25 protein-coding genes are annotated in these 26,247 nt (G+C 66.2%); 19 read left to right on the top strand and 6 right to left on the bottom strand.

Annotated elements, in window-relative coordinates:
• Window positions 1-61 precede the first annotated feature (61 nt).
• Complete coding sequence (locus HNP44_RS10145) at window positions 62-1,465, top strand: LLM class flavin-dependent oxidoreductase (RefSeq protein WP_259139793.1); 1,404 nt, start codon at window positions 62-64, stop codon at window positions 1,463-1,465.
• Here the strand turns inward: HNP44_RS10145 and HNP44_RS10140 are convergent.
• Window positions 1,438-3,042 (bottom strand): alkaline phosphatase D family protein, encoded by a 1,605-nt coding sequence (locus HNP44_RS10140; protein WP_259139795.1) that lies wholly within the window; start codon window positions 3,040-3,042, stop codon window positions 1,438-1,440. The two genes, HNP44_RS10145 and HNP44_RS10140, sit on opposite strands and share 28 nt — an antisense overlap.
• Before the next feature lie 217 nt (window positions 3,043-3,259).
• Here HNP44_RS10140 and HNP44_RS10135 point away from each other — a divergent pair, with 217 nt between their 5' ends.
• The 4 genes from HNP44_RS10135 to HNP44_RS10120 all read left to right on the top strand — a co-directional run bounded on the left by HNP44_RS10135 (window position 3,260) and on the right by HNP44_RS10120 (window position 6,631).
• Window positions 3,260-4,669, top strand: a complete 1,410-nt coding sequence (locus tag HNP44_RS10135; RefSeq protein ID WP_374758762.1) for an MFS transporter — start codon at window positions 3,260-3,262, stop codon at window positions 4,667-4,669.
• Window positions 4,670-4,691: 22 nt separating this feature from the next.
• A complete protein-coding gene (gene rsmD, locus HNP44_RS10130; RefSeq protein WP_259139796.1) occupies window positions 4,692-5,252 on the top strand; it encodes a 16S rRNA (guanine(966)-N(2))-methyltransferase RsmD in 561 nt (186 codons plus the stop codon).
• On the top strand, window positions 5,249-5,722 hold the full coding sequence (coaD, locus tag HNP44_RS10125) for a pantetheine-phosphate adenylyltransferase (RefSeq protein ID WP_259139797.1): 474 nt from the start codon (window positions 5,249-5,251) through the stop codon (window positions 5,720-5,722). The genes rsmD and coaD overlap by 4 nt, the downstream gene beginning before the upstream one ends.
• Window positions 5,723-5,851: 129 nt before the next feature.
• Window positions 5,852-6,631, top strand: coding sequence for a DivIVA domain-containing protein (locus HNP44_RS10120; protein ID WP_259139798.1), 780 nt, complete (start codon window positions 5,852-5,854; stop codon window positions 6,629-6,631).
• 38 nt (window positions 6,632-6,669) lie between these two features.
• Here the strand turns inward: HNP44_RS10120 and HNP44_RS10115 are convergent, their stop codons facing one another.
• Window positions 6,670-7,743 carry a zinc-dependent dehydrogenase gene (locus HNP44_RS10115; RefSeq protein WP_259139799.1) on the bottom strand — a complete coding sequence of 358 codons (1,074 nt, stop codon included), beginning with the start codon at window positions 7,741-7,743 and terminating at the stop codon, window positions 6,670-6,672.
• Window positions 7,744-8,040: 297 nt separating this feature from the next.
• Here HNP44_RS10115 and HNP44_RS10110 point away from each other — a divergent pair, with 297 nt between their 5' ends.
• Genes HNP44_RS10110 through mutM form a run of 5 tightly spaced genes read left to right on the top strand, consistent with a single transcriptional unit; the run spans window position 8,041 to window position 13,039 of the window.
• On the top strand, window positions 8,041-9,957 hold the full coding sequence (locus HNP44_RS10110) for a PTS mannitol transporter subunit IICBA (protein ID WP_374758774.1): 1,917 nt from the start codon (window positions 8,041-8,043) through the stop codon (window positions 9,955-9,957).
• A 38-nt stretch (window positions 9,958-9,995) separates the two neighbouring features.
• The gene (locus HNP44_RS10105; protein ID WP_259139800.1) at window positions 9,996-10,754 is read left to right on the top strand and encodes a DeoR/GlpR family DNA-binding transcription regulator; all 759 of its coding nucleotides are present in this window, start codon (window positions 9,996-9,998) and stop codon (window positions 10,752-10,754) included.
• 55 nt (window positions 10,755-10,809) lie between these two features.
• The gene (locus HNP44_RS10100; RefSeq protein ID WP_259139801.1) at window positions 10,810-11,376 is read left to right on the top strand and encodes a YceD family protein; all 567 of its coding nucleotides are present in this window, start codon (window positions 10,810-10,812) and stop codon (window positions 11,374-11,376) included.
• Entirely contained in the window at window positions 11,373-12,152 is a 780-nt protein-coding gene (gene rnc, locus HNP44_RS10095) for a ribonuclease III (protein ID WP_259139802.1), read from the top strand. The genes HNP44_RS10100 and rnc overlap by 4 nt, the downstream gene beginning before the upstream one ends.
• Entirely contained in the window at window positions 12,152-13,039 is an 888-nt protein-coding gene (mutM, locus tag HNP44_RS10090; RefSeq protein ID WP_259139803.1) for a bifunctional DNA-formamidopyrimidine glycosylase/DNA-(apurinic or apyrimidinic site) lyase, read from the top strand. The genes rnc and mutM overlap by 1 nt, the downstream gene beginning before the upstream one ends.
• 8 nt (window positions 13,040-13,047) lie before the next feature.
• Here mutM and HNP44_RS20810 read toward each other — a convergent pair whose 3' ends face one another.
• The 4 genes from HNP44_RS20810 to HNP44_RS10075 form a co-directional block, all read right to left on the bottom strand.
• Complete coding sequence (locus HNP44_RS20810) at window positions 13,048-13,641, bottom strand: alpha/beta hydrolase (protein WP_310437673.1); 594 nt, start codon at window positions 13,639-13,641, stop codon at window positions 13,048-13,050.
• Complete coding sequence (locus HNP44_RS20805) at window positions 13,565-13,966, bottom strand: alpha/beta hydrolase (protein ID WP_310437672.1); 402 nt, start codon at window positions 13,964-13,966, stop codon at window positions 13,565-13,567. Before HNP44_RS20805 ends, HNP44_RS20810 begins: the two co-directional genes overlap by 77 nt.
• Window positions 13,967-14,049: 83 nt before the next feature.
• Entirely contained in the window at window positions 14,050-14,472 is a 423-nt protein-coding gene (gene arr / locus HNP44_RS10080; RefSeq protein ID WP_259139804.1) for an NAD(+)--rifampin ADP-ribosyltransferase, read from the bottom strand.
• Between the two features lie 10 nt (window positions 14,473-14,482).
• Window positions 14,483-15,022, bottom strand: a complete 540-nt coding sequence (locus tag HNP44_RS10075; protein ID WP_259139805.1) for a DUF1648 domain-containing protein — start codon at window positions 15,020-15,022, stop codon at window positions 14,483-14,485.
• An 82-nt stretch (window positions 15,023-15,104) separates the two neighbouring features.
• On the opposite strand from HNP44_RS10075, the gene HNP44_RS10070 reads away from it, so the two are divergent.
• The 9 genes from HNP44_RS10070 (at window position 15,105) to HNP44_RS10030 (ending at window position 26,185) form a co-directional block, all read left to right on the top strand.
• Window positions 15,105-15,542: an OsmC family protein gene (locus tag HNP44_RS10070; protein ID WP_224646170.1), complete on the top strand. Its 438-nt coding sequence runs from the start codon at window positions 15,105-15,107 to the stop codon at window positions 15,540-15,542.
• Window positions 15,543-15,545: 3 nt separating this feature from the next.
• Entirely contained in the window at window positions 15,546-15,827 is a 282-nt protein-coding gene (locus HNP44_RS10065) for an acylphosphatase (RefSeq protein WP_259139806.1), read from the top strand.
• A gap of 3 nt (window positions 15,828-15,830) precedes the next feature.
• On the top strand, window positions 15,831-16,661 hold the full coding sequence (locus tag HNP44_RS10060; protein ID WP_259139807.1) for a hypothetical protein: 831 nt from the start codon (window positions 15,831-15,833) through the stop codon (window positions 16,659-16,661).
• Entirely contained in the window at window positions 16,661-17,866 is a 1,206-nt protein-coding gene (locus tag HNP44_RS10055; protein ID WP_259172094.1) for a glutathionylspermidine synthase family protein, read from the top strand. Before HNP44_RS10060 ends, HNP44_RS10055 begins: the two co-directional genes overlap by 1 nt.
• Complete coding sequence (locus HNP44_RS10050) at window positions 17,863-18,321, top strand: DUF350 domain-containing protein (protein ID WP_259139809.1); 459 nt, start codon at window positions 17,863-17,865, stop codon at window positions 18,319-18,321. Before HNP44_RS10055 ends, HNP44_RS10050 begins: the two co-directional genes overlap by 4 nt.
• Window positions 18,322-18,346: 25 nt before the next feature.
• The gene (smc, locus tag HNP44_RS10045; RefSeq protein WP_259139810.1) at window positions 18,347-21,931 is read left to right on the top strand and encodes a chromosome segregation protein SMC; all 3,585 of its coding nucleotides are present in this window, start codon (window positions 18,347-18,349) and stop codon (window positions 21,929-21,931) included.
• 85 nt (window positions 21,932-22,016) lie between these two features.
• On the top strand, window positions 22,017-23,045 hold the full coding sequence (locus HNP44_RS10040; protein WP_259139811.1) for a DNA cytosine methyltransferase: 1,029 nt from the start codon (window positions 22,017-22,019) through the stop codon (window positions 23,043-23,045).
• A complete protein-coding gene (locus HNP44_RS10035; protein WP_259139812.1) occupies window positions 23,035-24,993 on the top strand; it encodes an ATP-binding protein in 1,959 nt (652 codons plus the stop codon). The genes HNP44_RS10040 and HNP44_RS10035 overlap by 11 nt, the downstream gene beginning before the upstream one ends.
• A complete protein-coding gene (locus HNP44_RS10030) occupies window positions 24,983-26,185 on the top strand; it encodes a PP_RS20740 family protein (protein WP_259139813.1) in 1,203 nt (400 codons plus the stop codon). The genes HNP44_RS10035 and HNP44_RS10030 overlap by 11 nt, the downstream gene beginning before the upstream one ends.
• Window positions 26,186-26,247 lie beyond the last annotated feature (62 nt).

Here is a 26,247-nt window from a genome sequence, read left to right as displayed (position 1 = left end):
CTCGCGTCACGCTGAGCGCAAGCCTGGGCGGGCGCGGGCGCGCCGCCTAGCGTCGGCCTCCATGAGCCGTCAGATCCGTTTCAACGCCTTCGACATGAACTGTGTCGCCCACCAGTCCCCGGGCCTGTGGCGGCACCCGAAGGACCAGTCGCACCGCTACAAGGAGCTCGGCTACTGGACGGACCTGGCGAAGCTGTTGGAGCGCGGCACCTTCGACGGCATCTTCATCGCCGACGTCCTGGGTATCTACGACTCCTACAACGGCAACGGCGACGCCGCGATCAAGCACGCGGCGCAGGTCCCCGTCTCCGACCCGATCCTGCTGGCCTCCGCCATCGCGGGCGCGACGGAGCACCTCGGCATCGGCATCACCGCCGGCACCGGCTTCGAGCACCCCTTCCCCTTCGCCCGCAGGCTCACCACCCTCGACCACCTCACGAACGGCCGGATCGGCTGGAACGTGGTGACGGGGTACCTGCCGTCGGCGGCGAAGAACATGGGGCAGCTCGACCAGCTGCAGCACGACGAGCGCTACGACCACGCCGACGAGTACCTCGAGGTGCTCTACAAGCTGTGGGAGGGCTCCTGGGAGGACGATGCGGTGATCCGCGACCGCGAGAGCGGCGTCTTCACCGATCCGTCGAAGGTGCACCCGATCAATCACCACGGCAAGTACTTCGACGTGCCGGGGATCCATGTCGGCGAGCCCTCGCCGCAGCGCTCGCCGGTGATCTATCAGGCCGGGGCGTCGCCGCGGGGGCTGGCGTTCGCGACGGGCAACGCCGAGGCGATCTTCGTGGCCGCGCCCACCAAGGCGATCCTGAAGAAGGTCGTGCGCACGATCCGCGAGGGTCTCGTCGCGAACGGCCGTGACCCGTACTCGGCCAAGGTCTACACGCTGCTCACCATCGTCACGGACGAGACCGAGGCGAAGGCGCAGGCGAAACTCGAGGAGTACCACCGCTACGCCAGCATCGAGGGCTCTCTGGTCTTCATGTCCGGCTGGATGGGCGTGGACCTGGGCGCCTACGACCCGAGCGACCCGGTGGGCGACGTCAAGTCCAACGCCATCATCTCCGCCGTCTCCAACTTCCAGCAGGCCGACCCGTCGGGCAAGGACTGGACCGTCGAGGACATCGGCAAGTGGGGCCGCATCGGCGGGATGGGTCCGGTGCTCGTCGGCTCCGCCGAGCGGGTGGCCGACGAGCTGCAGGAGTGGGTCGACGAGACCGACGTCGACGGCTTCAACCTGGCCTACGCGATCACGCCCGGCACCTTCGAGGACATCGTCGAGTTCATCGTCCCGGAGCTGCGCCGACGCGGCGTGTACCCCACCGAGTACGTGCCGGGAACGCTGCGACACAAGCTGTTCGGGCAGGGTGACCGGCTCGCCGCCGATCACCCCGCCCAGCGCTTCCGCTACGCGGGCGCGCAGGACTACGCCGGAGCGAGCTCCTTGGCGTAGAGCGAGGCGCCCTTGGCGTCGCGCAAGTGCACCGTCAGCGCCCGGGTGCCGCCGTCGATGGTGACGTGCCCGAAGTGCTGGAAGCCCTCGGCGGGGGAGACGTTCGCCTTGTCGGGGGCGTGCACGAACTCGTACTGCGCGCCGAAGGTCCCGTCGAGCGGGCTCTGCGGGAACGCGCCGGCGTTGAGCGGGCCGGACACGAACTCCCAGAACGGCGAGAAGTCCTGGAAGGCCGCCTTGTCCGGGTGGTACGAGATCGCCGCGGTGTAGTGCACGTCGGCGGTGAGGTAGACGACGTTCTGCACGTCCTTGGTGCGGGACAGGATGCGCGAGAAGGCGATCTCGCGGCCCAGCGGCGCACCGTTGTCGCCCTGCGCGACGGCCTCCATCGACTTCGGGCCGCCGTCCTTCGGGTTCGTGGCGGCGTCGGGGACGACGATGCTCAGCGGCAGGTCGTTCGCGACCACCTTCCACACCGCCTTCGACGAGGTGAGGCCGTCGATGAGCCACTGGGTCTGCTTGTCGCCGAGGATGCCGGCGTCGTTGGACGTGGCCCACGCTTTGGGGTTCGGGTCCTTGTAGCTGCGCATGTCGAGCACGAAGACGTCGAGGAGCGGTCCGTAGGAGATCTTGCGGTACAGGCGCCCGTCGGCGGCCTCCGTGGGCTGCACCGGCTGCCACTCGCGCCACGCCTGGTACGCGAAGTCCGCCAGCTTGTTCACGTCGGTCTCGGTGTAGCCCTTGCGGTTCTGTCCCGCCAGGCTCTCGCCCGGGAACCAGTTGTTGACCACCTCGTGGTCATCCCACTGGATCAGCTGGGGCACGTTCGCCGCGAACCGCCGGTAGTGCTCGTCGGTGAGGTTGTAGGCGTAGTTGCCGCGGAACTGGTCGAGGGTCTGAGCGACCTGGTTCTTGGCCTCGGCCGTGACGTTGCGGTAGGTGTTGCCGTCATTCTGCTTCTGGGTCTCCGGCACGGGATTGTCGGCGTAGATCGCGTCGCCCGAGTGCAGGAAGAAGTCGGGCCGCGCGTCGGCGATGGCTCCCATGATCGCCATGCCGCCGTCGCGGTTGATGCCCCAGCCCTGGCCCACCACGTCGCCCGACCAGGCGAAGCTCACGTTCCCGTTCGCCGACGGTGCCGTCCGGAACGTGCCGGTCACCGGCTCGGACGTCGCGCCGTTCTCGCCCTCGAGGGTGACGCGATAGTGCACCCTCTGGCCGGGTTCGAGACCCGTGACGCGGAACCGGCCGGCGCCGTCGGACGACGGGTTCAGCTGCGGCCCCTCGAAGCGGCGCGGGTTGCTGAAGGACTCCGACGATGCCGTCTCGACGATCAACCGTGCGGGGGCGTCCGACCGTGCCCAGACCAACGCACCGTCGGTGCGCGGGTCGCCGGACGCGATGCCGTGGGTGAGCGATGGACGGCCACGGACCATGCCGGGCGACGACGAGGCCGCCGCGCCGTCCGACGAGGTGCCGCAGGCTGAGAGCAGCGAGCCGGCAGGGATCAGAAGGGCGCCGGCGGTGCCGGCTTTGAGGAGCGAACGACGCGAGAAGTGCGAATCACTGAGGGGCATTGCGGAAACGATGCCGCAGTCCGGTTCCCGGTCGGCGAACATCGGGTTACCAGCGAGGATGCCGGACAGTGTCCACCAGGTGAACCGTCCACCCGAGAACCGGTCGTTGACTCTGTTAACGTCGAACGCGCGGTAATCACACGTCCGGTGGGCCCAGCAGTGTCTAGCCACAGGCAAGCCCGGTCCGCACGGTGACCAACGCCAGGGGCTGATCTGCATGCCTGATAACTCAACAACGTCCGGAGACTCTCCGCTCTCGTCCGCGGGCCTCCAGAAGAGCGAGACGCAGCGAAAGAAGTCGCTGCACAGAGCCATCGGCGCGTCTGCGATGGGCAACTTCACCGAATGGTTCGACTACGGCGTCTACGCGTCGACGGCCGTCTACATCGCGAACGCCCTGTTTCCCCAGAACGGCACGATCGGTACGTTGCTCGGATTCGCGATCTCGTTCGTCCTGCGGCCGCTCGGCGGATTCGTCTGGGGCCCGCTCGGCGACAAGATCGGCAGAAAGGCCGTGCTCGCCACCACGATCCTGCTGATGGCCGGGTCGACCACGTTGATCGCGTTCCTTCCGACCTACGCCGTCGCGGGATGGCTCGGCGCCGTCCTACTGATCGTTCTGCGCATGGTGCAGGGATTCTCGACGGGCGGCGAGTACGGCGGTGCCGCGACCTTCATGGCCGAGTACTCGCCGGATCGCCAGCGGGGCAAGTACGGCAGCTTCCTCGAGTTCGGAACCATGTGCGGCTTCGCGGGAGGCACCGCGGTCGTCCTGCTCCTGCAGGTCATCCTCTCCGAGGAGCAGATGCAGGAGTTCGGCTGGCGCATCCCGTTCCTGATGGCGCTGCCGATGGGCTTCATCGGCTGGTACCTCCGAAACCAGATCCACGACAGCCCGGTGTTCGTCGAGCTCAAGGACAAGAAGCAGAACCAGGATTCGGCGGTCGGTGGGCTCAAGCAGTTGCTCACCCAGCAGTGGCGTCCCATCCTCGTCCTCTTCGGGCTCGTCATCGCGCTCAACGTCTCGAACTACACGCTGATCGCGTACATGCCCACCTACCTGCACGGGGCCATCGGCATGGATCCCGAGACCGGCTCCAAGGTGCTGCTGGTCGCCCAGGTGATCATGGCGGCTCTGATTCCGTTCTTCGGTGCCCTGTCCGACCGCACGGGGCGAAAACCGATGTGGTGGATATCGCTGATCGGCCTGCTCGTTCTCTCCTGGCCGTTGTTCCAGCTGATGGAGCAGGGAACCGTTCTGGCGATGGTGGCACTCGTCGTGCTGGGAGTGCTGTACATCCCGCAGCTCGCCACGATCACGGCGACGTTCCCCGCCATGTTCCCCACTCCGGTGCGGTTCGCGGGGTTCGCCATCTCCTACAACGTGGCTACGGCGGCTTTCGGTGGCACCGCCCCGTACGTCAACGAGTCCATGATCGAAGCCACTGGTCAGAGCCTGTTCCCGGCGTGGTACATGATGGCTGCCTGCGTGATCGGCCTCATTGCGTTGCCCTTCCTGCAGGAGACGAAGGGCTGCTCGATCCGCGGCACCGAGGTGCCTGGGCCGGACACGGATGCCACCCGTCTCGCGCACATCGAGGAGGCGCGGCTGGCGAAAGCCGAGTAGCCGAACTGATTACAGTGGAGCGATGACGAGGATCATCGCCGGGGCGGCACGCGGGCGCAGACTCGCGGTGCCGCCCCGCGGCACTCGGCCGACGTCGGATCGTGTCCGCGAGGCGCTGTTCAGCGCGCTGCAATCGCGGCTCGACTTCGACGATCTGGCGGTCCTCGACCTGTACGCGGGATCGGGAGCGCTCGGCTTTGAGGCACTCTCGCGCGGCGCTGCCCGTGCGGTGCTCGTGGACGCGGATGCCAAGGCGGTCGCGGTGATCAACCAGAACGCGCGCGCCGTCGGGCTGCCGGGGGCGACGGCGCACCGTCGGGACGTGCGGGTGTTTCTCGACCTCCCGGCCGAGCCTTTCGACCTCGTCTTTCTGGACCCGCCCTACGACCTGCCGGCCGACACCGTCGACAGGGACCTGGCGGCACTGACCTCGGGATGGCTCGCGCCGGACGCCCACGTCGTGGTGGAGCGCTCCGCGCGCACGCCCGCGGCGACGTGGCCCGATGGCTTCGAGCTCGATTTGACGCGCGACTACGGGGAGACCCGCGTGGAGATCGCCGTCTGGCAGGATGATCCGGCATGAGCAAGGCGTGCTGCCCCGGATCGTTCGACCCCATGACCAACGGCCACCTGGACATCTTCCGCCGGGCCGCACGGATCTTCGACGAGCTGGTGATCACCGTCGTCGTGAACCCCAACAAGCAGGGCATGTTCTCCATCGACGAGCGGATCGCGCTGATCGAGGAGAATGTCGCGGACCTGCCCGGCGTCACCGTCGACCGGTGGACGGGCCTGCTCGTGGACTACGCCCGCCAGGAAGGCGTCGCGTGCATCCTCAAGGGCCTGCGCAACTCGACGGACTTCGACTACGAGCTGCCGATGGCCGGGATGAATATGCACCTCACCGATGTCGAGACCGCCTTCCTCACCACCGCGCCGCAGTACTCGTACGTCTCGAGCTCGCTGGTCAAGGAGGTCGCGAAGCTGGGCGGCGACGTCTCCGCCCTGATCCCGTCCAACGTGCAGACCGCCCTGAGCGCCAAGCTGTCGTGAAATCGGCCGATCTCACGTCGGCGATCGCTATAGGGCATCGCGGACTCAAGATCGGCTGAATCCTCCGGGAGTCGACACGCGGCGGTGGCGTTACGGCGAAACATCGGTCCCACCCGTCACAATGGGTGTATGTACCGCGTATTCGAAGCACTGGACGAGCTGGGCGCCATCCTGGAGGAGGCGCGCAGCGTCCCCATGACCGCCGGGTGCCTCGTGCCCCGCGGTGATGTGCTCGAGCTCCTCGACGACATCCGCGACGCCTTCCCGGCCGACCTCGATGACGCGCAGGACGTGCTCGATCAGAAGGACCGCCTGATCAGCGAGGCACGCACCCACTACGACACCACGGTGACTCAGGCCAACTCCGAGGCCGACGCCACCTTGAGCCGCTCCCGCGCCGAGGCCGACCGCCTGCTCGCGGACGCAAAGGCCCAAGCGGACCGTATGGTCGCCGAGGCGCACCAGCACGCCACCGGCCTGGTAGCCGAGGCCCGCGCCGAGGACGAGCGGATCCGCCGCGGCGCCCAGCGCGAGTACGAGGCCGTCACCGGCCGCGCCCGCGCCGAGGCCGAGCGCCTTGTCACCGACGGCAACGCTGCGTACCAGCGGTCGGTCGCCGAGGGCATCACCGAGCAGGAGCGCCTCGTCGCCGAGACCGAGGTCGTGGCCGCCGCCAAGGGCGAGTCGGACCGGATCATCGACGCGGCGCACGCCGAGTCGGACCGTCTGCGCGGGGAGTGCGACGTGTACGTCGACACCAAGCTCTCGCAGTTCGAGGAGGTGCTGGGCGCCACTATGCGGTCGGTGAACCGTGGCCGCCAGCAGCTGCGTACCGCCGCCGGAGTCCACGACTACAGCGATCACGGTGCCGCTGACGGCTATCTCGACGAGTTCGCCCGCGCGGAGTGACGCCCGGCGCCGGACGTCACGACGCCTGAAGCCGGAGCCTACCGGCCACTCGGCGTGGGCTCCACGGTCACCTTGATCGCCTCGCCCTTGGCGACGATGTCGAAGGCGTCCATGACCTGATCCAGTGGGATCCGCCGCGTGATCAGGTCCTTGACGGGGACCTGACCGGTGGAGATGTACTCGAGGGCACGCTTGTTGTGCTCAGGTGCCGAGCCGTTTGCGCCATGGATGTGCAACTGGCGGTAGTGCACGACGTTGGAGTCGCAGGTGATCGTCGGATTGGTCTTGGGGAGGCCGCCGAAGAAGGAGATGCGGCCGTTGCGTGCCGCCATGGAGATGGCCTGCTCCTGTGCGACGTTCGCCGCCGTCGCGGTGATCACCACGTCGGCTCCCCGCCCCTCGGTCAGCTCCAGCACCTTCTCGACGACGTCCACCTGTGATCCGTCGATGATCTCGTCGGGACCGACCGCCTCCGCGGACATCCGCAGGCGTTCGGCGTTGACATCGACGAGAAAGACCTTGCCGGCCTTGTGGACGCCGCGCGCGATCCTGATGTGCATACAGCCGATGGGACCGGCGCCGAAGACGACCACGGTGTCGCCCTCTTCGATCCCGAGGAGCTCCTGAGCGTTGATCGCGCAGGCGAAAGGTTCTGCGGCGGAGGCCTCGTCGAATCCGACGTTGTCAGGGATGCGGTTCAGGCCGTCGACCCGAAGTACCTGGCGCGGAACGATCATGTACTCGGCGAAACCACCGTCGTACTGGTATCCGATCGACGTCTGGTTCTGGCAGACCGCCATCCACCCCTTGCGGCACTCGTAGCAGTCCCCGCACGGCACCGCGGCGATGACCTGCACCCGATCGCCGACCTGCCACGTGCTCGCATAGGTCGCGTTGACGTCCGTGCCCACCTCGACGATCTCGCCAGCGATCTCATGGCCGATCGTGCGCGGGGGCGTGAGGTTCTGGTGCCCGTTGTGGAGGATCTTGACGTCCGTTCCACACGTCGAACAGTTGCGCACTTTGAGCTTGATCTCATCCGGACCGCACGACGGCTCGGGGACGTCTTCCAGTCGCACGTCCTCGGGAGCGTAGAAGCGGAGTGCCTTCATCGTGTCTGGTCCTCTCGGTGAGCTGAAGTGAGTGATTTCTGCCACTGTACCGCAGAGCGGGCGTAAAACCACATCAAATCCCGCCCGAATCTGCCCGATTGCTTGCGCTCATGCCCGATTGTGGGGTGAAATGGTCGCTGTGATGGTCATCACTCTTGGAGTTGCCGGCGAAGGTGCCGGGGATCGAACGGAGACAGTGAAGTGCAACAGACACCGAACGCGGTAACGCGCCGCACCGACGAACCCGGGCCCGGGCTGCGGGTTCGTGTACAGAAGTTCGGCACCGCCTTGTCGAACATGGTCATGCCCAACATCGGCGCGTTCATCGCGTGGGGGCTGTTGACTGCTCTGTTCATTGAAAGCGGCTGGTTGACGGGCATCTTCAGCTCGCTGAAGGACCCGTCCGGTTGGGTCGCGAAAATCGGCGGCTGGGGAGACTTCTCCAGCGGCGGCATCGTCGGACCGATGATCACCTACCTGCTGCCCGTGTTGATCGCGTACACCGGCGGACGGATGGTCCACGGCGTTCGCGGCGGTGTGGTCGGTGCGATCGCGGCCATCGGTGTGATCGCCGGAGCGGACGTGCCGATGTTCATGGGCGCCATGATCATGGGGCCGCTCGGCGGTTGGCTGATGAGGCGGCTCGACGCGCTGTGGTACGGCAAGATCCGCCCCGGGTTCGAGATGCTGGTGGACAACTTCTCCGCGGGCATCGTGGGAATGGTGCTGGCGATCGTCGGCTTCTTCGGGATCGGCCCGGTCGTCTCCTCGTTCACGCGGATCGCCGGTGATGCCGTCAACTTCCTGGTCAACAACGACCTACTCCCGCTGACCTCGATCCTCATCGAACCGGCGAAGATCCTCTTCCTCAACAACGCGATCAACCACGGTGTGCTGACGCCGCTCGGCACGGCTGAGGCGGCGAAGACGGGCGAGTCGATCCTGTTCCTTCTCGAGACCAATCCGGGACCGGGCCTTGGCATTCTGCTGGCGTACACACTCTTCGGGTCCGGTGCGGCCCGCGCTTCTGCTCCCGGTGCGGCTGTGATCCAGTTCTTCGGGGGTATCCACGAGATCTACTTCCCGTACGTGCTCGCCAAGCCACGTCTGATCCTTGCCGTCATCCTCGGCGGCATGACCGGCGTGTTCATCAATGTCCTGTTCAACGACGGTCTTCGGGCGCCCGCGGCGCCCGGGTCGATCATCGCGATCTATGCCCAGACCCCGGAAGGTGACTTCCTGGGAATCACCCTCTCTGTCCTGGGATCGGCTCTCGTGTCCGGAGTCGTCGGTGCTCTGCTGCTCAAGACGGGCGGCTCCGATGCAGTGGACCTGGGTGCCGCGACCGCCGAGATGGAATCGCTCAAGGGGAAGAAGTCGAGCGTCGCATCGATGCTGACGCGGACCGCTGCGCAGGGCCCAGTGCGCTCGATCGTCTTCGCGTGCGATGCGGGTATGGGTTCGTCGGCGATGGGCGCGTCCGTTCTCCGTCGGAAGATTCAGAAGGCGGGCTTCGCGGACGTGACCGTGGTCAATCAGGCGATCAGCAATCTGACCGATACCTACGACCTCGTGGTCACGCATCGCGATCTCACCGAGCGTGCGCGACAGCTCACTGGCTCGGCCGTGCACGTCTCGGTCGATGACTTCATGAGCAGTCCCCGGTACGACGACGTCGTCGAACTGATCCGCAGCGGTGGCCGGGCCGACGGCGCTGAGGGGGCTGATGAGCAGACGCGGGATCCGGCCGAGGGAACCGATGCCGACTCCGCCGAGGGCGAAAGCGAGGCCGCGCTCGCGGTCGATTCGATCGCACTGCACGGCGCGGCGCGCAGCCGGGACGACGCCATCGCCGAAGCGGGGCGGCTCCTCGTCGATGCGGGTGCGGTGGATCCCGATTATGTGGCCGCAATGCTCGAACGTGAGCGGTCGGTGTCGACGTTCATGGGGAAGGGCCTGGCGATTCCTCACGGGACCAACGAGGCGAAAGCCATGATCCGCCGCACCGCGATCTCTTTCGTGCGCTACGACGATCCGATCGACTGGAACGGAAAGCCCGCGGAATTCGTGATCGGAATCGCTGGAGCGGGCAAGGATCATCTGGCGATGCTCAACCAGGTCGCGCAGGTCTTCCTCGATGCCGGGCAGGTGGAGCGTCTACGCGCAGCGCAGACCCCTGAGCAGGTCATGGCAATCCTGAACGCTCGCCGCTGATCGGCGGAAGGCGTGCCCGTGGAGTAGATTCGGTTCCCGTGGATTCCGGCAGTCGGCAGCAGAAGATCGTCGAGTTCGCGCGCAGCCGCGGGCGTGTCGAGGTCATCGCACTCGCGCAGGAACTCGGGGTCTCGACGGAGACGGTACGACGTGATCTGAATCTGCTGTCGAATCGGCGCCTCGTCAAACGTGTGCACGGGGGAGCGATTCCACGCGAGACCGTCGCCTTCGAGTCCGGACTGGATCATCGGAGTCAACACGATGCCGAGCAGAAGCACCGTATCGCGGCGGCGGCGGTGGCCGAACTGCACGGCGCGGAGACCGTCTATCTCGATGAGGGCTACACGCCGCGATTGATCGCGGAGCTCTTGGTCGATCATCCCATCACCGTGGTCACCTCGTCGCTGTGGGCGGCGCAAGCGCTCGCCCACAGCTCGACGGTGACGGTACTGCTCCTGGGAGGTCGGATGCGGGGCCGCACTCTGGCGACGGTCGACCACTGGGCACTGGAGATGCTGCGTTCCCTCGTGATCGATGTGGCCTTCCTGGGAACCAATGCGATCTCCGTCGAACACAGTTGCACGACCTCGGACCCCGCGGTCGCAGCAGTGAAGGCGACTGCGCTCAAGGTGTCGCGGCGGACCGTACTGGTCGCCGCCGAATCGAAGTTCGGAGAGAGCGACTTCTGCCGATTCGCAGAGGTGCGGGATCTCGATACCATCGTCACCGGTGTCGAACTCGATCCGGCAAGCGCGCGGCAGTACGAGCTGCTGGGCCCGAGGGTGGTTCGCTCCTGACGAAGTATTGCTATACTTCGGTGTTTTGGGTGTCCACCTGGAGGTTGGAGTGAACATGAGCAGTGTCCGGCAGCCCGCCGGCAAGCCGTACGTCCTGGATGTGCGGTCTTTCGGGCGTCGGCCGGGTACCTCCGCGCAGGTGCACCGTACGGTAGCCGCCCCAGAGCGTCTCGGCGTCGACCTGATCGGCATCGAGACCGGCGAAGAGGTCGATCTCGACCTCCAGGTGCAGGCGGTGTCCGAGGGCGTCCTCGTGACCGGCACCGTGAGCGCCAACACGGCCGGCCAGTGCGCCCGCTGTCTCGACCCCCTGTCAGGCGCGCTCAACGTTTTCCTGACGGAGCTGTACGCCTACCCGGACAGTGAGACCGCGGCCACCACCGACGATGACGACATGTACCGCATCGAGGACGACATGATCGACCTCGAGCAGGCGATCATCGACGCGGTCGGTATGGAGCTGGCCCTCGACCCCACGTGCTCCGACGACTGCAGGGGTTTGTGCCAGGGCTGCGGCGACAAGTTGGCAGACCTGCCGGCCGACCACCACCACGAGCAGATCGACCCCCGCTGGGCCGGACTCGCGAAGTTCGCCACCGAGGGCGAGGCCGACACCAAGTGAGCAAGCGCCTCCCCGCGCCGCCCGCCACGGACCGCGCCCCGCTGCTGGAAGCCCTGGGCGTCGGTCTGGACGACGAGCTGCTCACCCTGGCGCTCACGCACCGCTCTTACGCCTACGAGGCCGGCGGGCTGCCCACCAACGAGCGGCTCGAGTTCCTCGGTGACAGCGTGCTCGGTATCTCCGTGACCGAGTGGCTCTACGTCACCCACCCGGACAAGCCCGAGGGCGAGCTCGCCAAAATCCGCGCCAGCGTGGTCAACATGCACGCCCTCGCGCGCGTCGCCCGTGGTCTGGGGGAGGGCGGCCTCGGAGCGCACCTGTACCTGGGGCGCGGTGAGGAGCTCACCGGCGGCCGGGACAAGGACTCGATCCTCGCCGACGGCACCGAGGCGCTGCTGGGCGCCGTGCACATCGAGCACGGCATCGACACCGCCCGCGAGGTCGTGCTGCGGCTCTTTCTGCCCCTGCTGACGGCCTCCTCGTCCATGGGCGCGGGCCTCGACTGGAAGACGTCTCTGCAGGAGCTGACCGCCGAGCGGGACCTCGGTGCGCCGGCGTACCGCATCACGTCGACGGGACCGGACCACGACAAGGAGTTCACCGCCGTGGCGGTGGTCGACGAGAACGATCTCGGCGAGGGTGTGGGCCGCACGAAGAAGGAGGCCGAGCAGAAGGCCGCCGCGGCCGCGTGGAAGTCGTTGGGCGTGAACAACTCCGAGTCCTCAGTGGATGACGCGGCGGCGAGCGACGCCGAGCGGGCGCCCGAGTCGGCCTGATGCCCGAGCTGCCCGAGGTCGAGGTCGTCCGGCGCGGCCTCGTCGATCACCTGGTGGGCCGCGGCGTCACCTCCGTGGAGGTACTGCACCCGCGCGCCGCCCGGCGCCACGCCGCCGGCGAAGCGGACATGATCGGCCAGATCACCGGCGCCGACGTCGATTCCGCGGAGCGGCGCGGCAAGTTCCTGTGGCTACCGCTGGCGCGCGGCGGCGCCCCCGCCGACGCCGCGATCGTCGTGCACCTCGGCATGAGCGGCCAGATGCTCGTCGACGGCGGTGCCGTCAGTGGTCGGAGCCCCGCAGACGACCGGCACCTGCGCATCCGGGCCGGGCTGTCCGACGGTGCCGTGCTCCGGTTCGTCGACCAGCGCACCTTCGGCGGCTGGGCAGTCGACCCGCTCGAGGAGGTCGCCGGCACGCTCGTGCCCGCGTCCGTGGCCCACATCGCCCGCGACCCGCTGGATCCGCTCTTCGACCGCGACGCCGTGGTCGCGCGGATGAAGCGCAAGGACACCGAAGTCAAGCGGGTGCTGCTGGACCAGACGGTGATCTCCGGCGTCGGCAACATCTACGCCGACGAGGCGCTGTGGCGCTCCGGTGTGCATGGCCGTCGCCGCGCCTCCGCCCTGACGAAGCCCGCCCTGGGCCGCCTCATCGATGACGCCACCGAGGTCATGCGGCAAGCCCTCGACCAGGGCGGCACCAGTTTCGACTCGCTGTACGTAAACGTCAACGGCCAGTCGGGCTACTTCTCCCGCAGTCTCGATGCCTACGGGCGCGACGGCGAACCCTGCCGCCGCTGCGGCACCATCATGCAGCGCGAGTCGTTCATGAACCGCGGCTCGCACTTCTGCCCGACCTGCCAGAAGGCGCCGCGGAAGGTGTGACGGCGGGGTCAGTCCCGACTCACTGTGCCGAGGAGCCAGGAGTCGACCGCTGCGGCGGCGCTGCGCCCCACCGGCGTGGGGTGATTCGAGAAGCCGTGCGGCACGTCGGGGTAGATCCGGAGGTCGACATCGTTGCCGGCCGCCGACAAGCGCGCCGCCATGAGCAGGTTGTCGGGCAGTACGACGTCGCGGCCGCCGACGACGATCAGGGTCGGCGGCAGGCCCCGAAGCTCGCCGTACGCCGGCGAGACATCCGGGACGGAGCGGTCCTCGACGTGACCGGCATAGGCGTCGACGAAGTAGTCGTCGACGACGACTGATCCTGAAGGACTGTGCGCGGTCAGGTCGTACGTGCCGGCCTCCAGAACTGCTCCGCGGAACGCGGCGACATCGCCTCTCGCGCGCAAGCGCAGCAGGGTTGCCGCGGCCAACGTCGCGCCCGCGGAGAACCCGCCGAGGAGGAGCCTGTCCGTCCCGAACCGCTCGGGCGCGTGAGCGATCAGCCAGTCGGCGGCCGCGGTGCAGTCATCCGGGGGCTGCGGGCCACGGATGTTCGGGAGCGAGCCGGTAGTCGACGCTGACCACCGCGAGCCCTGTGGCATCCGCCCGCCGCGCGTTCCGCTCGTCGTCCGCGACCGCGGAGCTCATGTAGAAGCCACCGCCAGGGAAGTGCAGCAGTACGCCGACGATCGGGCATCCCCGGGGCTCGACGATCCTGACCGGCACATCGTGACCAGTCACCCCCGTGGACGCCGCGACCGCGCGGTCGGATCCCGTGAACTGCTCGGCGCGCGCGGCCCTGACGCCCAGCACCTCGGCGTGGCTCGTCAGCGCTGTGCCGGTCGGCCTGGCCTCGTAGAAGCGTCTTGTGAGATCCGCTTCCGTCGCCGACACCGACTCGACGAGGCTGTTCAGCGCGAAGTCCACGCGCTCAGGCTACTCAGCCGACGAGAACAGCGGCGTTGTGAACCGGCGTCGCCGCGGCGACGGGACGGCTACCGCGCGAGCGATCAGTTGATGATCTCTCCGCGGTCAGCGGGTGCCTTGGAAACGATCGTGTCTCGCCACATCTGCAGAGCTTCGGGCGCGAGGCGGGTCCAGTCGGTCACCTCGGCGACGACGCGCAGCGGTTCGGTGCTGCGGTACGAGCGGGTCGGATTGCCGGGGAACTTCTTGTCGGTGACGTTCGGGTCGTCTTCGAAGGCGCCAGTGGGCTCGACCTCGTAGACGCGGGGGTTGGCACCGTCGGACTTGAGCTCGGAGGCGAGCTCCGCGGCGAGCCCCGCGCCGTCGCGGAGGGCGGTGAAGTAGATGTGGTTCATCACCACGTCGGGGCGGTAGTTCGAGACGAAACCCGCGCTGAGCAGGTCGCCGGGCTGCAGGTCTGCCGTGGTTCCGTGGAAGAAGGGGCCGGTTTCCGTGGAGGCGCTCATGCGGGCGACATTACCGCGGCGAACGACTCCGGGAGCGGCTCGGACGGATGCCCCGCGCGGTCGTCTGGGACCGCTTCGGCGGGTGGGTGAGCAACCAGATCAGGTAGCCGACGGAGCCCACGAGAGCGACCAGGAACAGGATGAGGATCGTCGACTTCGCCGCCGTCTCCGCGGGGTCGATGACCGTCACCCCGATGGTCGCGGCTTCCTGCACCAGCACGAGACCACCGGTCCACAGGAAGAAGCCGGAGACGATCGCGTCGAACGCGGGCCGGTGCTCCGGCGCGAGCCAGTAGTCGCGCCGCGGGGTGTTGACAATGCCGGCGGGAAGGCGTGGCGCCGCCAATGCGAGGCCGGCGAACAGGACCGCGATCCCCGCCGCGATACCCGCGTGCAGTGAGACGGCCTCGGCGCGCGGGGTCCACGAGTCGGGCTGCCCGGACAGGCCGAAATGGGTGGGGAAGGGGTCCGGGCCGGAGACGGCCGCCCACGACGCCGCAGCGGCGTACGCGAGGACGGTCCCGAGGAACGACCACCACCGCACGCGCATGGTCACAACGCTACCGGTCGTCCGGCGAGGCGGTCGGCCGCCGGGCGCTGGTCGCGGACGGTGCTGCCGTAGATTGGGGCATATGGCCGACGACACGAATGCGCAGGCACCGTCCACCGAACTCTGGGTCGAGCGCACCGGGGTGCGCCGCTACACGGGGCGCAGCTCGCGCGGCGCCGAGGTGCTGGTGGGCTCGGCGGACGTCGAGGGCGTGTTCACACCCGGCGAGCTGCTCAAGATCGCCCTCGCCGCGTGCAGCGGCATGTCGACCGACCACGTCTTGGCCCGCCGCCTGGGCGAGGACTACGACGCCACCGTCCGGGTCTCCGGCGACGCCGACCGGCAGAACGAGGTCTACCCCGAGCTCAACGAGATCCTCGAGCTCGATCTGTCGGAGCTCGACGAGGCCGCGCAGGAGCGGCTGATCACCGTGGCCCGCCGCGCCGTCGACCAGGTGTGCACCGTCGGTCGCACGCTCAAGGCCGGCACGACGGTCAATCTCGACATCACCTCGGGGTAACGCATGCCCGATGATCAGGCCCGGATGACGGCGTGGGTGCACGGTCACGTGCAGGGCGTCGGGTTCCGGTACTGGACGAAGACTCAGTCCCTGGAGCTGGGCCTGCTCGGTTACGCTGCGAACCAGCCGGACGGACGAGTGCGCGTCGTGGTCGAGGGAGACCGCTCCGCATGCGACACTCTGCTGCAACGCCTGTGGTCGGGGGATACTCCGGGCAGGGTCGATCTGGTCGTGGAACTGTTCGGGCCCGCGCGAGGCGGGCTCCCGTTGTTCGAGGAGAGGTGAGGCATGCAGCCGCCCGTCCCTGAGAACCGCCCGGTGGGCGACATCCCCGGGCCGGAGTCGAACTACATGCCCGTCCCCGGGATGCAGCCGGAGCTGCATCTCCCGGACACGAGGGAGGCGCCGCGGCGCCCCGGCCGGATGCGGCAGCAGGACGAGAACACGCAGGCCCGCCCGGAGACGGTGGCCGAGGCTCGCGCCCGGCAGCGGGCCCAACGTCAGCGCTCCGAGGACGAACAGCGCGAGGCGGCCGAAGCCGCCGCCGCGGCCGCGAAGAAGAGCCGCCGCCGCAAGCAGATGATCGGCGCCGGGGTCGGCGTCGGCGTGGTGGGCGCGATCGCCCTCCTGTACGTCGCGATCCCGGACAACGACAACACCCAGAACGTGAACACCCAGACGGCGTACTGCACCGTCGACGGCGACCAGGTGGTCTCCGACGACTACTGCTCGCGTGGCACCTACAACCCGGTGACTGGCTTCATTTTCCTCAACGGCATGAGCTACCGGTACAACTACGGCGGCAACTACAACAACGGCCGCATCACCGGCGGCAGTTACGACCGGCCCGCCAACACCGCCTTCCGCACCTCGACGGGCGGCGCGGTGGACCCGGCCAAGACCACCTCGTTCGGCACCAACGGCCAGACGAACGCGGCGAGCAAGCCCGCGCCGCCGGCCGCCGGCTCGCGAACCGGGTCGGGAAGCGGCTCGGGCAGCGGGAACACCAACGCCGGCAGCAACAGCGGATCCAGCGGCAAGAACATCGATCGCGGCGGCCTGGGCACCTCCAGCAAGGGCGGGAGCTCCAAGGGCGGCTCCGGATCGAGCGGCTCCTAGTGCGCCGCATGCGGGGAACGCCCCGCGCGGGCTGGCAGCGGACCGTCGAATCGCAGGGCCTGGTGTTCGGCACCCCCGCGCGCGACGGTGCCGGCGACAGCCGGAACTACTGGGACGAGTCCGTGTTCTACGAGTTCGACATGGACGAGGTGCTCGCCCTCGAGGCGCAGGTCGAGGTGCTGCACTCCATGTGCCTCAAAGCCGTTGAGAACGTGATCCTCACCGAGCGGTACGCCGACTTCGGCATCCCCGAGTGGGCGTGGGGCCCGATCGAGGAGTCGTGGAAGCGGCAGGACCCGCACGTCTACGGCCGCTTCGACCTGCGCTACGACGGTCGGCGGCCCGCGAAGTTGTTGGAGTACAACGCCGATACGCCCACCTCGCTGCTGGAAGCCGCTGTGGTGCAGTGGTACTGGTTCCAGGACACCGCGCCGGACAAGCGCTCCTGGGACGAGGGCGGCTACGACCAGTGGAACTCGCTGCACGAATCGCTCGTCGCGCGCTGGGGCGAGATCCGCAACGTGATCCCGGCGTCGGAGCTGCACTTCACCTGGTCCGGCGCCGACGCGACGGGCGAGGACCACGTGACCACCGGCTACCTGCAGGAGACGGCCGCCGAGGCCGGCTTCGACACCGTCGGCCTGCCGATCGAGGACATCGGCTGGGACCACGACCTCAAGACCTTCGTGGATCTCGAAGACGCCCCGATCAATTCGGTGTTCAAGCTCTACCCGTGGGAGTGGATCCTCGAGGACGACTTCGGCAAGCGGGTCGTCGAATCGATCCCCGCCACCACGTGGATCGAGCCGCTGTGGAAGGCGATCCTCTCCAACAAGGCGATCCTCGCGGTGCTGTGGGAGATGTACCCCGACCACCCGAACTTGTTGCCCGCCTTCATCGACAGCCCCGGCTTCCTCACCGAATACGTGAAGAAGCCCAAGCTCGGCCGCGAGGGCGCGAACCTCACGATCGTGGACTCGGGCCGTGAGACGGCCACCGGCGGCGTCTACGGCGCCGAGGGCTACGTGTACCAGATGTTCGACCCGCTGCCCGAGTTCGACGGCTACCGCCCCGTGATCGGCGCCTGGGTCGTCGGCGACGAGTCCGCCGGCATCGGCATCCGCGAAACCTCCGGACTCATCACCGACGACGGTGCCGCCTTCATCCCGCACCGCATCACTCCGAAAGGCACGACCGCATCATGAACACGACCCTCCTCGCCGCCGCAGACCTGGGCACCCTGGGCAAGGGCATCGGCGCGATCTGCTTGTACGCCCTCGTCGGCCTGCTGCTCATGGTGGTCGGCTTCTACGCCGTAGACCTCTCCACGCCCGGCAAGCTGCGCGACCTGGTGAAGGCCGGCAAGCCCAACGCCACCTACATCACCGGCGCGGGCATGCTCTCGATGGCGTTCATCATCGTCGTCGCGATCTACGCCAACTACACCGGCGGCGGCAACCTGCTGGACGGCGTCATCTACTCGCTGGTCTACGGCGTGGTCGGCATCGTCGCGCAGATCGTCTCCGTGCGCGTCCTCGACCTGGTCACGGGCGTCGACATGGAGGAACTCATGTACTCCGAGGTCTTCCTGCCGCAGGCCCGCGTGATCGCCGCGTCGCACGTCGCGCTCGGTCTGATCGTGGCGATGGCCGTCCTCTGACGGTCACCGCCTAAACTGGCGTTTCGTGTATCTCAAGTCGCTGACACTGAAGGGCTTCAAGTCCTTCGCTTCGGCGACGACTCTGCGCCTCGAACCGGGCATCACCTGCGTCGTCGGGCCCAACGGCTCGGGTAAGTCGAACATCCTCGACGCCCTGCGCTGGGTGATGGGCGAGCAGGGCGCGAAGGGCCTGCGCGGCGGCAAGATGGAGGACGTCATCTTCGCCGGCACCTCCGGCCGCGCGCCGCTGGGCCGCGCCGAGGTCACGCTCACCATCGACAATTCCGACGGTGCGCTGCCCATCGACTACTCCGAGGTCTCCATCACGCGGCGCATGTTCCGCGACGGCGCCGGCGAGTACGAGATCAACGGCACCAAGTGCCGCCTCATGGACGTGCAGGAGCTGCTGTCCGATTCCGGCATCGGCCGCGAGATGCACGTCATCGTCGGCCAGGGCCAGCTCGCGGCGATCCTGGAGTCGAAGCCCGAGGAACGTCGGGCCTTCATCGAGGAGGCGGCCGGCGTGCTCAAGCACCGCCGCCGCAAGGAGAAGGCGGTCCGCAAGCTCGACTCGATGCAGGCCAACCTCGCCCGGCTCACCGACCTCACGACGGAGCTGCGCCGTCAGCTCAAGCCGCTGGGGCGGCAGGCCGAGGTGGCCCGTCGGGCGCAGACGATCCAGGCCGACCTCCGCGACGCCCGCCTGCGCTTGGCCGCTGACGACCTGGTGCGGCGGCGCGCGGAACTGGCCGACCAGAGCGGTAACGAGGCGGCGGTGCGTGAGGAGCAGAATCTCGTCGCGGGCCAGTTGGACGAGGCGAACGCGCTGGTCACGGAGCACTCCGAGGCCGTGGCCGAGCTCGACCCCGCAGTGAAGGCCGCGGGCGAAGGCTGGTTCTCGCTCTCCGCGCTCGCTGAGCGCGTCTCGTCGACGGAGCGCATCGCCTCCGAGCGCGCCCGCCTGCTGTCCGAGCCCGTCCAGCACGCCCCGGGCCGCGACCCTGACGAGTTGGAGGCCGAGGCCGAGCGCGTCGCCGAGGAGGAGGCCGAGCTCATGGAGGCCCTCGAGGAGGCCGCCATGATTCTCGAGGAGGCGACGGAGGAGCTCGCGTCGCGCGAGGAGTTCGCCCGGGACGCGGAGAAGGCGCACATGGCCGCGGTCGCGGCGATCGCGGACCGTCGGGAGGGGCTCGCGCGTCTGGCCGGCCAGGTCGAGACCCTGCGGACCCGCGCCGAGTCCGTGGAGGCGGAGTCCGGGCGGCTCACCGCCGCCATCGCCGAGGCTGTGGAGCGCGCCGAGGCCGCCGAGGCCGAGTTCGAGCAGGTCCAGGGGCAGATCGCCGAGCTCGACGCCTCCGAGGCCTCGCTCGACGAGCACCACGAACGCAGCGTCGCGGCCTACAACGCCGCCAGCGCGCGGGTGGAGGAGCTGCGGGCATCGGAGCGGGAGGCCGAGCAGAAGGTCGCATCGCTCGTCGCGCGCATCGAGGCGCTGTCGATGAACCTGGACCGGGGCGACGGTGCCGCCTGGATCGCCGAGCACGTCGACGGTGTGACGGCCGCCGTGTCGTCGCGGCTCTCCATCCGTGCGGGTTACGAGAAGGCCGTCGCCGTCGCACTGGGACCGGTGGCGGAGGCTGTCGCGGCGGGCTCTCGGAATCTGGCCGTTTCGGCCATCGACAAGCTCCGCGACGCGGACGGAGGACGGGCGTCCGTCGTCGTCGAGGGCGTCGCGCCCGGCACGGTGCCCACGGGCCCCCTGCCCGACGGTGCCGTCTGGGCCGTGTCGTGCGTGGAGGCGCCGTCGGAGCTGGAGGGGGCCGTGACGGCGGCGCTGGCCGGGTACGTGCTCGTCGGCTCAGTGGCGGACGCGATGGCCGCGGTCGCCGAGCGGCCCGAGCTGCGGGCCGTCACGTCCGACGGTGACGTCATCTCTCACGGGGTGCTGACCGGCGGCTCCGCGGCGCGGCAGTCGACGCTGGAGGTCCAGAAGTCGATCGATGCCGCCGAGGCGACGCTGGGGGAGACCCGGCGGTCGGTTGAGTCGCTGTCGGCGGCGCTGGCCGGCGCTGTTGAGGAGTTGGCCTCGCGGCGCGAGGTGACGGAGTCGGCGTTGGCGGCGCTGCACGAGTCGGACGCGCAGCTCGGCGCGATCTACGAGCAGCTGGCCCGGTTGGGGCAGGCGGCGCGGAGCGCGCGCGACGAGGCGGAGCGCCTAGTGGCGCAGCGGACCCGGATCGAGGGATCGCGGGACGAGACGCGGGCTGCGCTGGTCGAGCACGAGGAGCGCCTGCGGCTGGCCGAGGCGCTGCCCGACGATTCCGTGTCCGTGGGGACCGATGAGCGGGACGCGGCGGCGGCAGCCCTCGCTGCGGCGCGATCGGTGGAGATGGAGGCACGTCTGGCGCGCCGGACCGCCGAGGAGCGTGCCGCCGGCGTGCGGGGCAAGGCCGAAGGGCTTCGACGGGCCGCCGCTGCCGAGCGTGCGGCGCGGGAGCGGGCGGAGGCGGCGGCTGCTGCGCGTCTGTCGGCGGCTGCGGTCGCCGCGTCGGTGGCGGAGGGCGCTGCGCTGGTGACCTCGCGTCTGGGGCGCGCGGTGACACGTGCTGCTGCGCATCGTGATGCGCTGGAGGCATCACGTGCCCAGCGCGCCGGCGCCCTGGATGTCGCGCGGCAGGAGGCGACCTCGCTGACGGCACGGCTGGCGCAGCTGACGGACGCCGTGCATCGCGACGAGGTGGCACGCGCGCAGGCGGCGCTGCGGATTGAGCAGCTAGAGGAGCAGGTGGTGGCGTCGTTCGCGATGTCGCCCGACGACCTGGTCGCCGAGTACGGGCCGGATGTTCCGCTGCCCCCGTCGGAGTTGGAGCTCTCGGAGTACGAGGCGGCGCGGGAGCGCGGTGAGACGGTGGTGAAGCCGCAGGGCCTGCCGTTCGACCGGGCGGTGCAGGAGCGCCGGCTCAAGCTCGCGGAGAAGGACCTCGCGACGTTGGGGCGGGTGAACCCGCTGGCACTGGAGGAGTTCGCGGCGCTGGAGGAGCGCTACAACTTCCTCTCCACGCAGCTCGAAGACGTGAAGTCGGCTCGGGAGGATCTGCTGAGCGTGGTCGAGGAGGTGGACGCCAAGATCCTGCAGGTATTCACCGAGGCTTGGGTGGATGTGGAGCGCGAGTTCGTCGAGGTGTTCAAGACTCTGTTCCCGGGTGGCGAGGGCAAGTTGATCCTCACCGAGCCGGGGGACATGCTGACGACGGGCATCGACGTCGAGGCCCGCCCGCCGGGCAAGAAGGTCAAGCGCCTCTCGCTGCTCTCAGGTGGCGAGAAGTCGTTGACCGCCGTCGCGATGCTGGTTGCGATCTTCCGCGCCCGCCCCTCACCCTTCTACGTCATGGACGAGGTCGAAGCCGCACTGGACGACACCAACCTCCGCCGTCTAATCTCCCTGTTCGAGCAGCTCCGCGACAAGTCGCAGCTGATCGTCATCACGCACCAGAAGCCGACGATGGAAGTCGCCGACGCGCTGTACGGCGTGTCGATGCGAGGCGACGGCATCACCCAGGTCATCTCCCAGCGGATCCGCGGCCAGGAGCTGGGCGCGTTACCTGCCTAGAAGCGACACTGTTCTCAAGATCCCCGAAACTGTCACTGGCCTCCGGTATGGTCAGCCACGCGCACGATTGTGAAAGAAGGAATCGATGTTACCGAAGATCGTCAGCCTGTTTTCGGGTGCCGGCGGGCTCGATCTTGGTTTCCAGGCGGCGGGGTACGACTTGCTGCTCGCGATAGATGTCTCGCCCTCTGCAATCAAGTCGCACGGAAGAAATTTTCCGGGTGTCAAGTCGATCGCGGCAGATTTGGTCGAGCTCGGACCGAACGGAGTGCTTGATGCGTTGTCAAATATCATTGAGCCGAACGAGCCTATCGGCCTGATTGGAGGTCCCCCGTGTCAGGGGTTCTCACGTGCAAATCCGGCTTCAGATCCCAATGACCCTAGGAACCTTCTCCCCAACTTGTATCTGGACATAGTGGAAGTCCTGCAGAGCAAGTATTCTGTAAGATTTGTTCTATTCGAGAATGTCTTGGGTATCAAGGACTCGAAACACGAGCGAGTCTTCAGTGAAATTCTGAGGCGGCTAGGCACCCTAGGCCTATTTGAGCGGATTGACGAATTCTGCGCCCTTGATTTTGGAGTCCCACAAGATCGACGACGAGTGATAATATCAGCGTTCGATACCCCTCAGTCTGTTTCTCGGTTTCAGCCAAAAGAGATACCTAGAGGGGACCTGAGTGTTGAGAAGGCGATCGGCGAATATCCAGAACCCGCATACTATTCTCGGACGTTATCCCCTGACGACATACCTTTCCATCCCAATCATTGGACGATGAGACCGCGGTCTGACCGGTTTCGGACCCCGTCCAAGAACGTACCGGGTTCACGTAGCTTCCGGAGGCTCACCTGGGGCGCTCCTAGCCCCACTGTTGCATATGGACATCGGGAGATCCATGTGCATCCAGAGGGACACAGGCGACTGAGCATTTATGAGGCCATGACTCTCCAGGGATTTGACAGAGACTTCATTTTGGAGGGAACCTTGTCAGCTCAAGTCGAGCAGGTGTCGAACGCAGTTCCGCCCCCCATGGCCGAAGCACTCGCGAATGCCGTACGTGTGGCGCTGTGCGACTCTTCTGAAGAAGAATTCATGGCAGGCCATCGTGGCACCTGATCCGTTGAGTGTCGACGACCGGAGGCGGTCCGAGGAACTCCGCAGGAGCGCAACCTTTGAAAACCCGATCGTCGATGATCTCAAAACCAATGACAGGGTTATTGCGCGCGTCACGGACGGAATTTATCGTCGGCCTTGGTCTGCGATCCGAGAGCTTATTGCGAACGCCTATGATGCCGATGCCACCTGGGTAACCGTCAAGACGGATGCTCCGAACTTCGCGCGAATCACCGTCGAGGACGACGGTGAAGGTATGAGTCCGGAATCCGTTGTACATATGCTGCACAATATCGGAGGAAGCGCGAAGCGGACCGAACAAGGCCAGCAATTGGGTCTTGCGTCCTCTGAGAGTCGAACTCAGAGTCCCGCTGGCCGATCTCTGATTGGCAAGTTGGGTATTGGAATGTTTTCTGTTTCCCAGCTGACGCACAGCTTTCGAATAGTAACAAAGACCAAAGGGGATTCCTACCGTACGGTTGTTCAAGTCAACCTCCGACAATTTGCTGACGAAGAAACGTCGGTGGACGGCCAGGAATTCAAGGCTGGAAAGTATCAAGTATGGCGCGAGAACACGGTTGAACGAGAGGCGCATGGGACAACGATCGTACTCGACTCTATCCGGCCTCAAACAAGGGATAGCCTGCGCAGCGCTCAGATGTGGAGTGCGATCGATGCCGCGACTGATCTAGGGGAGAAGAGCCAGTCAGCTGTACCCCTGTTCCACATTGGGCGTCTAGACAGCGAAGAGATGTACGTGTCACGTCCGAACGAGCCTACGACGCGGCTCCCATGGGATGACCGCGACTCTCCAGAGGCGGCGTTCCAGAAAATGGCCGATTGTGTGTGGACACCTGTTAAGGGAAAATCCTCAGTCAAGCTTGAGGAAATATTTGACGAATATTTGAGGATGATCTGGAACCTCGCGCTCGCCCTCCCGCTACCGTATGTGGACAAGAGTGTCCTTGACGAGACAGTAGCGCCATGGGCTAGTTTCTACAGGATTTCGAATACTCCGCGGGGCCGAGCAGAAAAAATTGAAATCCCGAACCAAAGCAGCGCAATTTCCACTTTGAGGGCGACGGCAGGCATGTCGCCCTCAAGCGACGTAGCAACTGACTTTCGCGTCGTGGTTGATGGTGTGCGGCTAAGTAGACCGATACGGTTCCGGGACCTACCGTCAACCAACCACGTCTTGACACACCCGCTGATATTCGTCGGGCAAGTAAATGAAGAGTTCTTGGGAATTGACGAGAATGTTAGCGCAGGGCCGCTCGAATTTGATGGATATTTCTTTTGGACTCCAAAAGTTGCTCCAGCAGAACATCAAGGCGTGCTGGTCCGCATCCACGGCGCAAGCGGGACGCTGTTCGATTCAACTTTCTTTGACTATAAGGTCGCAGAGCTGACCCGACTCAGGCAGATAACTTGTGAGATTTTCGTTAAAAGGGGCCTCGAAGCGGCGCTCAACATCGATCGCGAAAGTTTCAATTCGGCACACCCTCATACCGTTATTCTTACGAGGTGGGTTCATAGCGCGCTGCGGCAACTGGCAACTGCACAGAAAAGAGAGGCGCAGCAATTACGCGAAGAAAGGCGAGAATCGCAACGTGAGGAAGTTACAAGTAGACTTGACTATATCGTCGAGGCCGTAAACTCTGAGCGATTCGATGGCGAAGTCGACGTTCCAGAAGTAGCAATCGGTGATAGCGACAGGGGATCGGGGCAGGAATCTCGCGATCCAGGCAAGGTAGTATACCTTCTCGACACCATCGTGACTGCTGTGCCGGGAGGTCTTGGGGTTGCCCCCAAGACGGAGTCGATCCGAAAGCTTGAAGCGATTGCGGAGCTCCTAGCGATATACGACCTGATGGACAGTCTGTCGCCCGTCGATCAGGAGTCGCTCCTGGCCGCGATCCTGGGAGTGCTGGAGGCGGGCGATGGACGATGACATCGACCGGCAGAGCGGTTTTGAAGAGAGTCTTACTGATCTAATTGGAGTTGGACCTAAGCCATTTTCTCGAGCCATTGATCGATCGTTTAAGCCGTGGCATCGGCCAAGGAAGCATTACGTTCGAGTTAGACAATGGCAGAGTGAGATCGAGTATCTGGTACGAGATTTGAAATCGAAGGGGCGCTGGAGCTCTGAGTTGCGTTATTTGACGCTTCCGGGGAGTGATCTTCTAGATATTCGACATTTGTTGGCGACGGTATGCGCGCAGGGGTCGATCCGAATGCGGTATCTCGGATTCAACAGTGCTGCGGACGTGTCGGGAGAGCAGGCGACGGTAATCGGATCGCAGTTTGCGATGAACCGCCGAGACCTGGTGGACGAAGAATCAGAAGTTGTGCCAAATGATTTTCGCCTTGTAGGTGATGTACGGTCGGAGCCGTCGCGTCGAGTGCGTCGTGCGGGTCCGTTTCACGTTATCAATCTTGACTTGTGTGGCGGGTTTGCCGGTAAGCAGTCGGAAACGTCTGGTATGCCCAACTACTTCGCTGCACTCCAGGCTGTTCTCGACGGACAAAGAAATTGTGATCACGAGTTTCTTCTGTTGATCACAAGTCGTATGGACCAAGATAGCGTCGACGAACCAAAGCTGGCGAGTCTCACAACGATCGTGCAAGAAGTATTCGACTCATGTGAAGCCTATGCGGACTCTCTCGTGGAGGCGTGGGCATTGCCCGGAAATAGAGAAGCCGTTGCGGAGTCGCTATCGTCGGTCGAATTGTTCATGCTGGGAATATCTCAATGGATCGTTCGCGCGGGCCTGGATGCGGGGTTGCGGGCCTCTGTTCGAGGAGTGATGACCTATCGAGTTGGCGGTGGGGTTGGAGACGACAACATTGTTTCCCTCGCAATACGGTTTAGACCCCAGCGGTACTTGCGCCCCGATTCGAGCGGCCTGATCTATACGGGGCGTGCTGAGGTGCCTATCAAAGACAAAGAGTGTGAAAGTTCAACCGGTATACCGGGTAGGATATCTGGTCGTACAATGGTCGATGACGCAATTCGAGCGGACGGCTCGTATCAAGAATGTGTAACAGGTACAGCGGATCTGCTGGTTGACGCAGGCTACAGCCGTGAAGATTACGTTTCATGGGTGAGTGGATTGAAAGGAGAAACCGCAGAGGCCGAGTAGATCTGGTATCTGGTGATCTTGGCCTTGATCGAGGGCTCGGCTGCGATGGGGGCGACTCGGAG

The organism is Tsukamurella ocularis (assembly GCF_024807615.1).
GTDB classification, from domain to species: Bacteria; Actinomycetota; Actinomycetes; order Mycobacteriales; family Mycobacteriaceae; genus Tsukamurella; species Tsukamurella ocularis.
The sequence above is the reverse complement of the archived record's forward strand: the minus strand, read 5'-3'. Positions and strand labels throughout refer to the sequence as shown.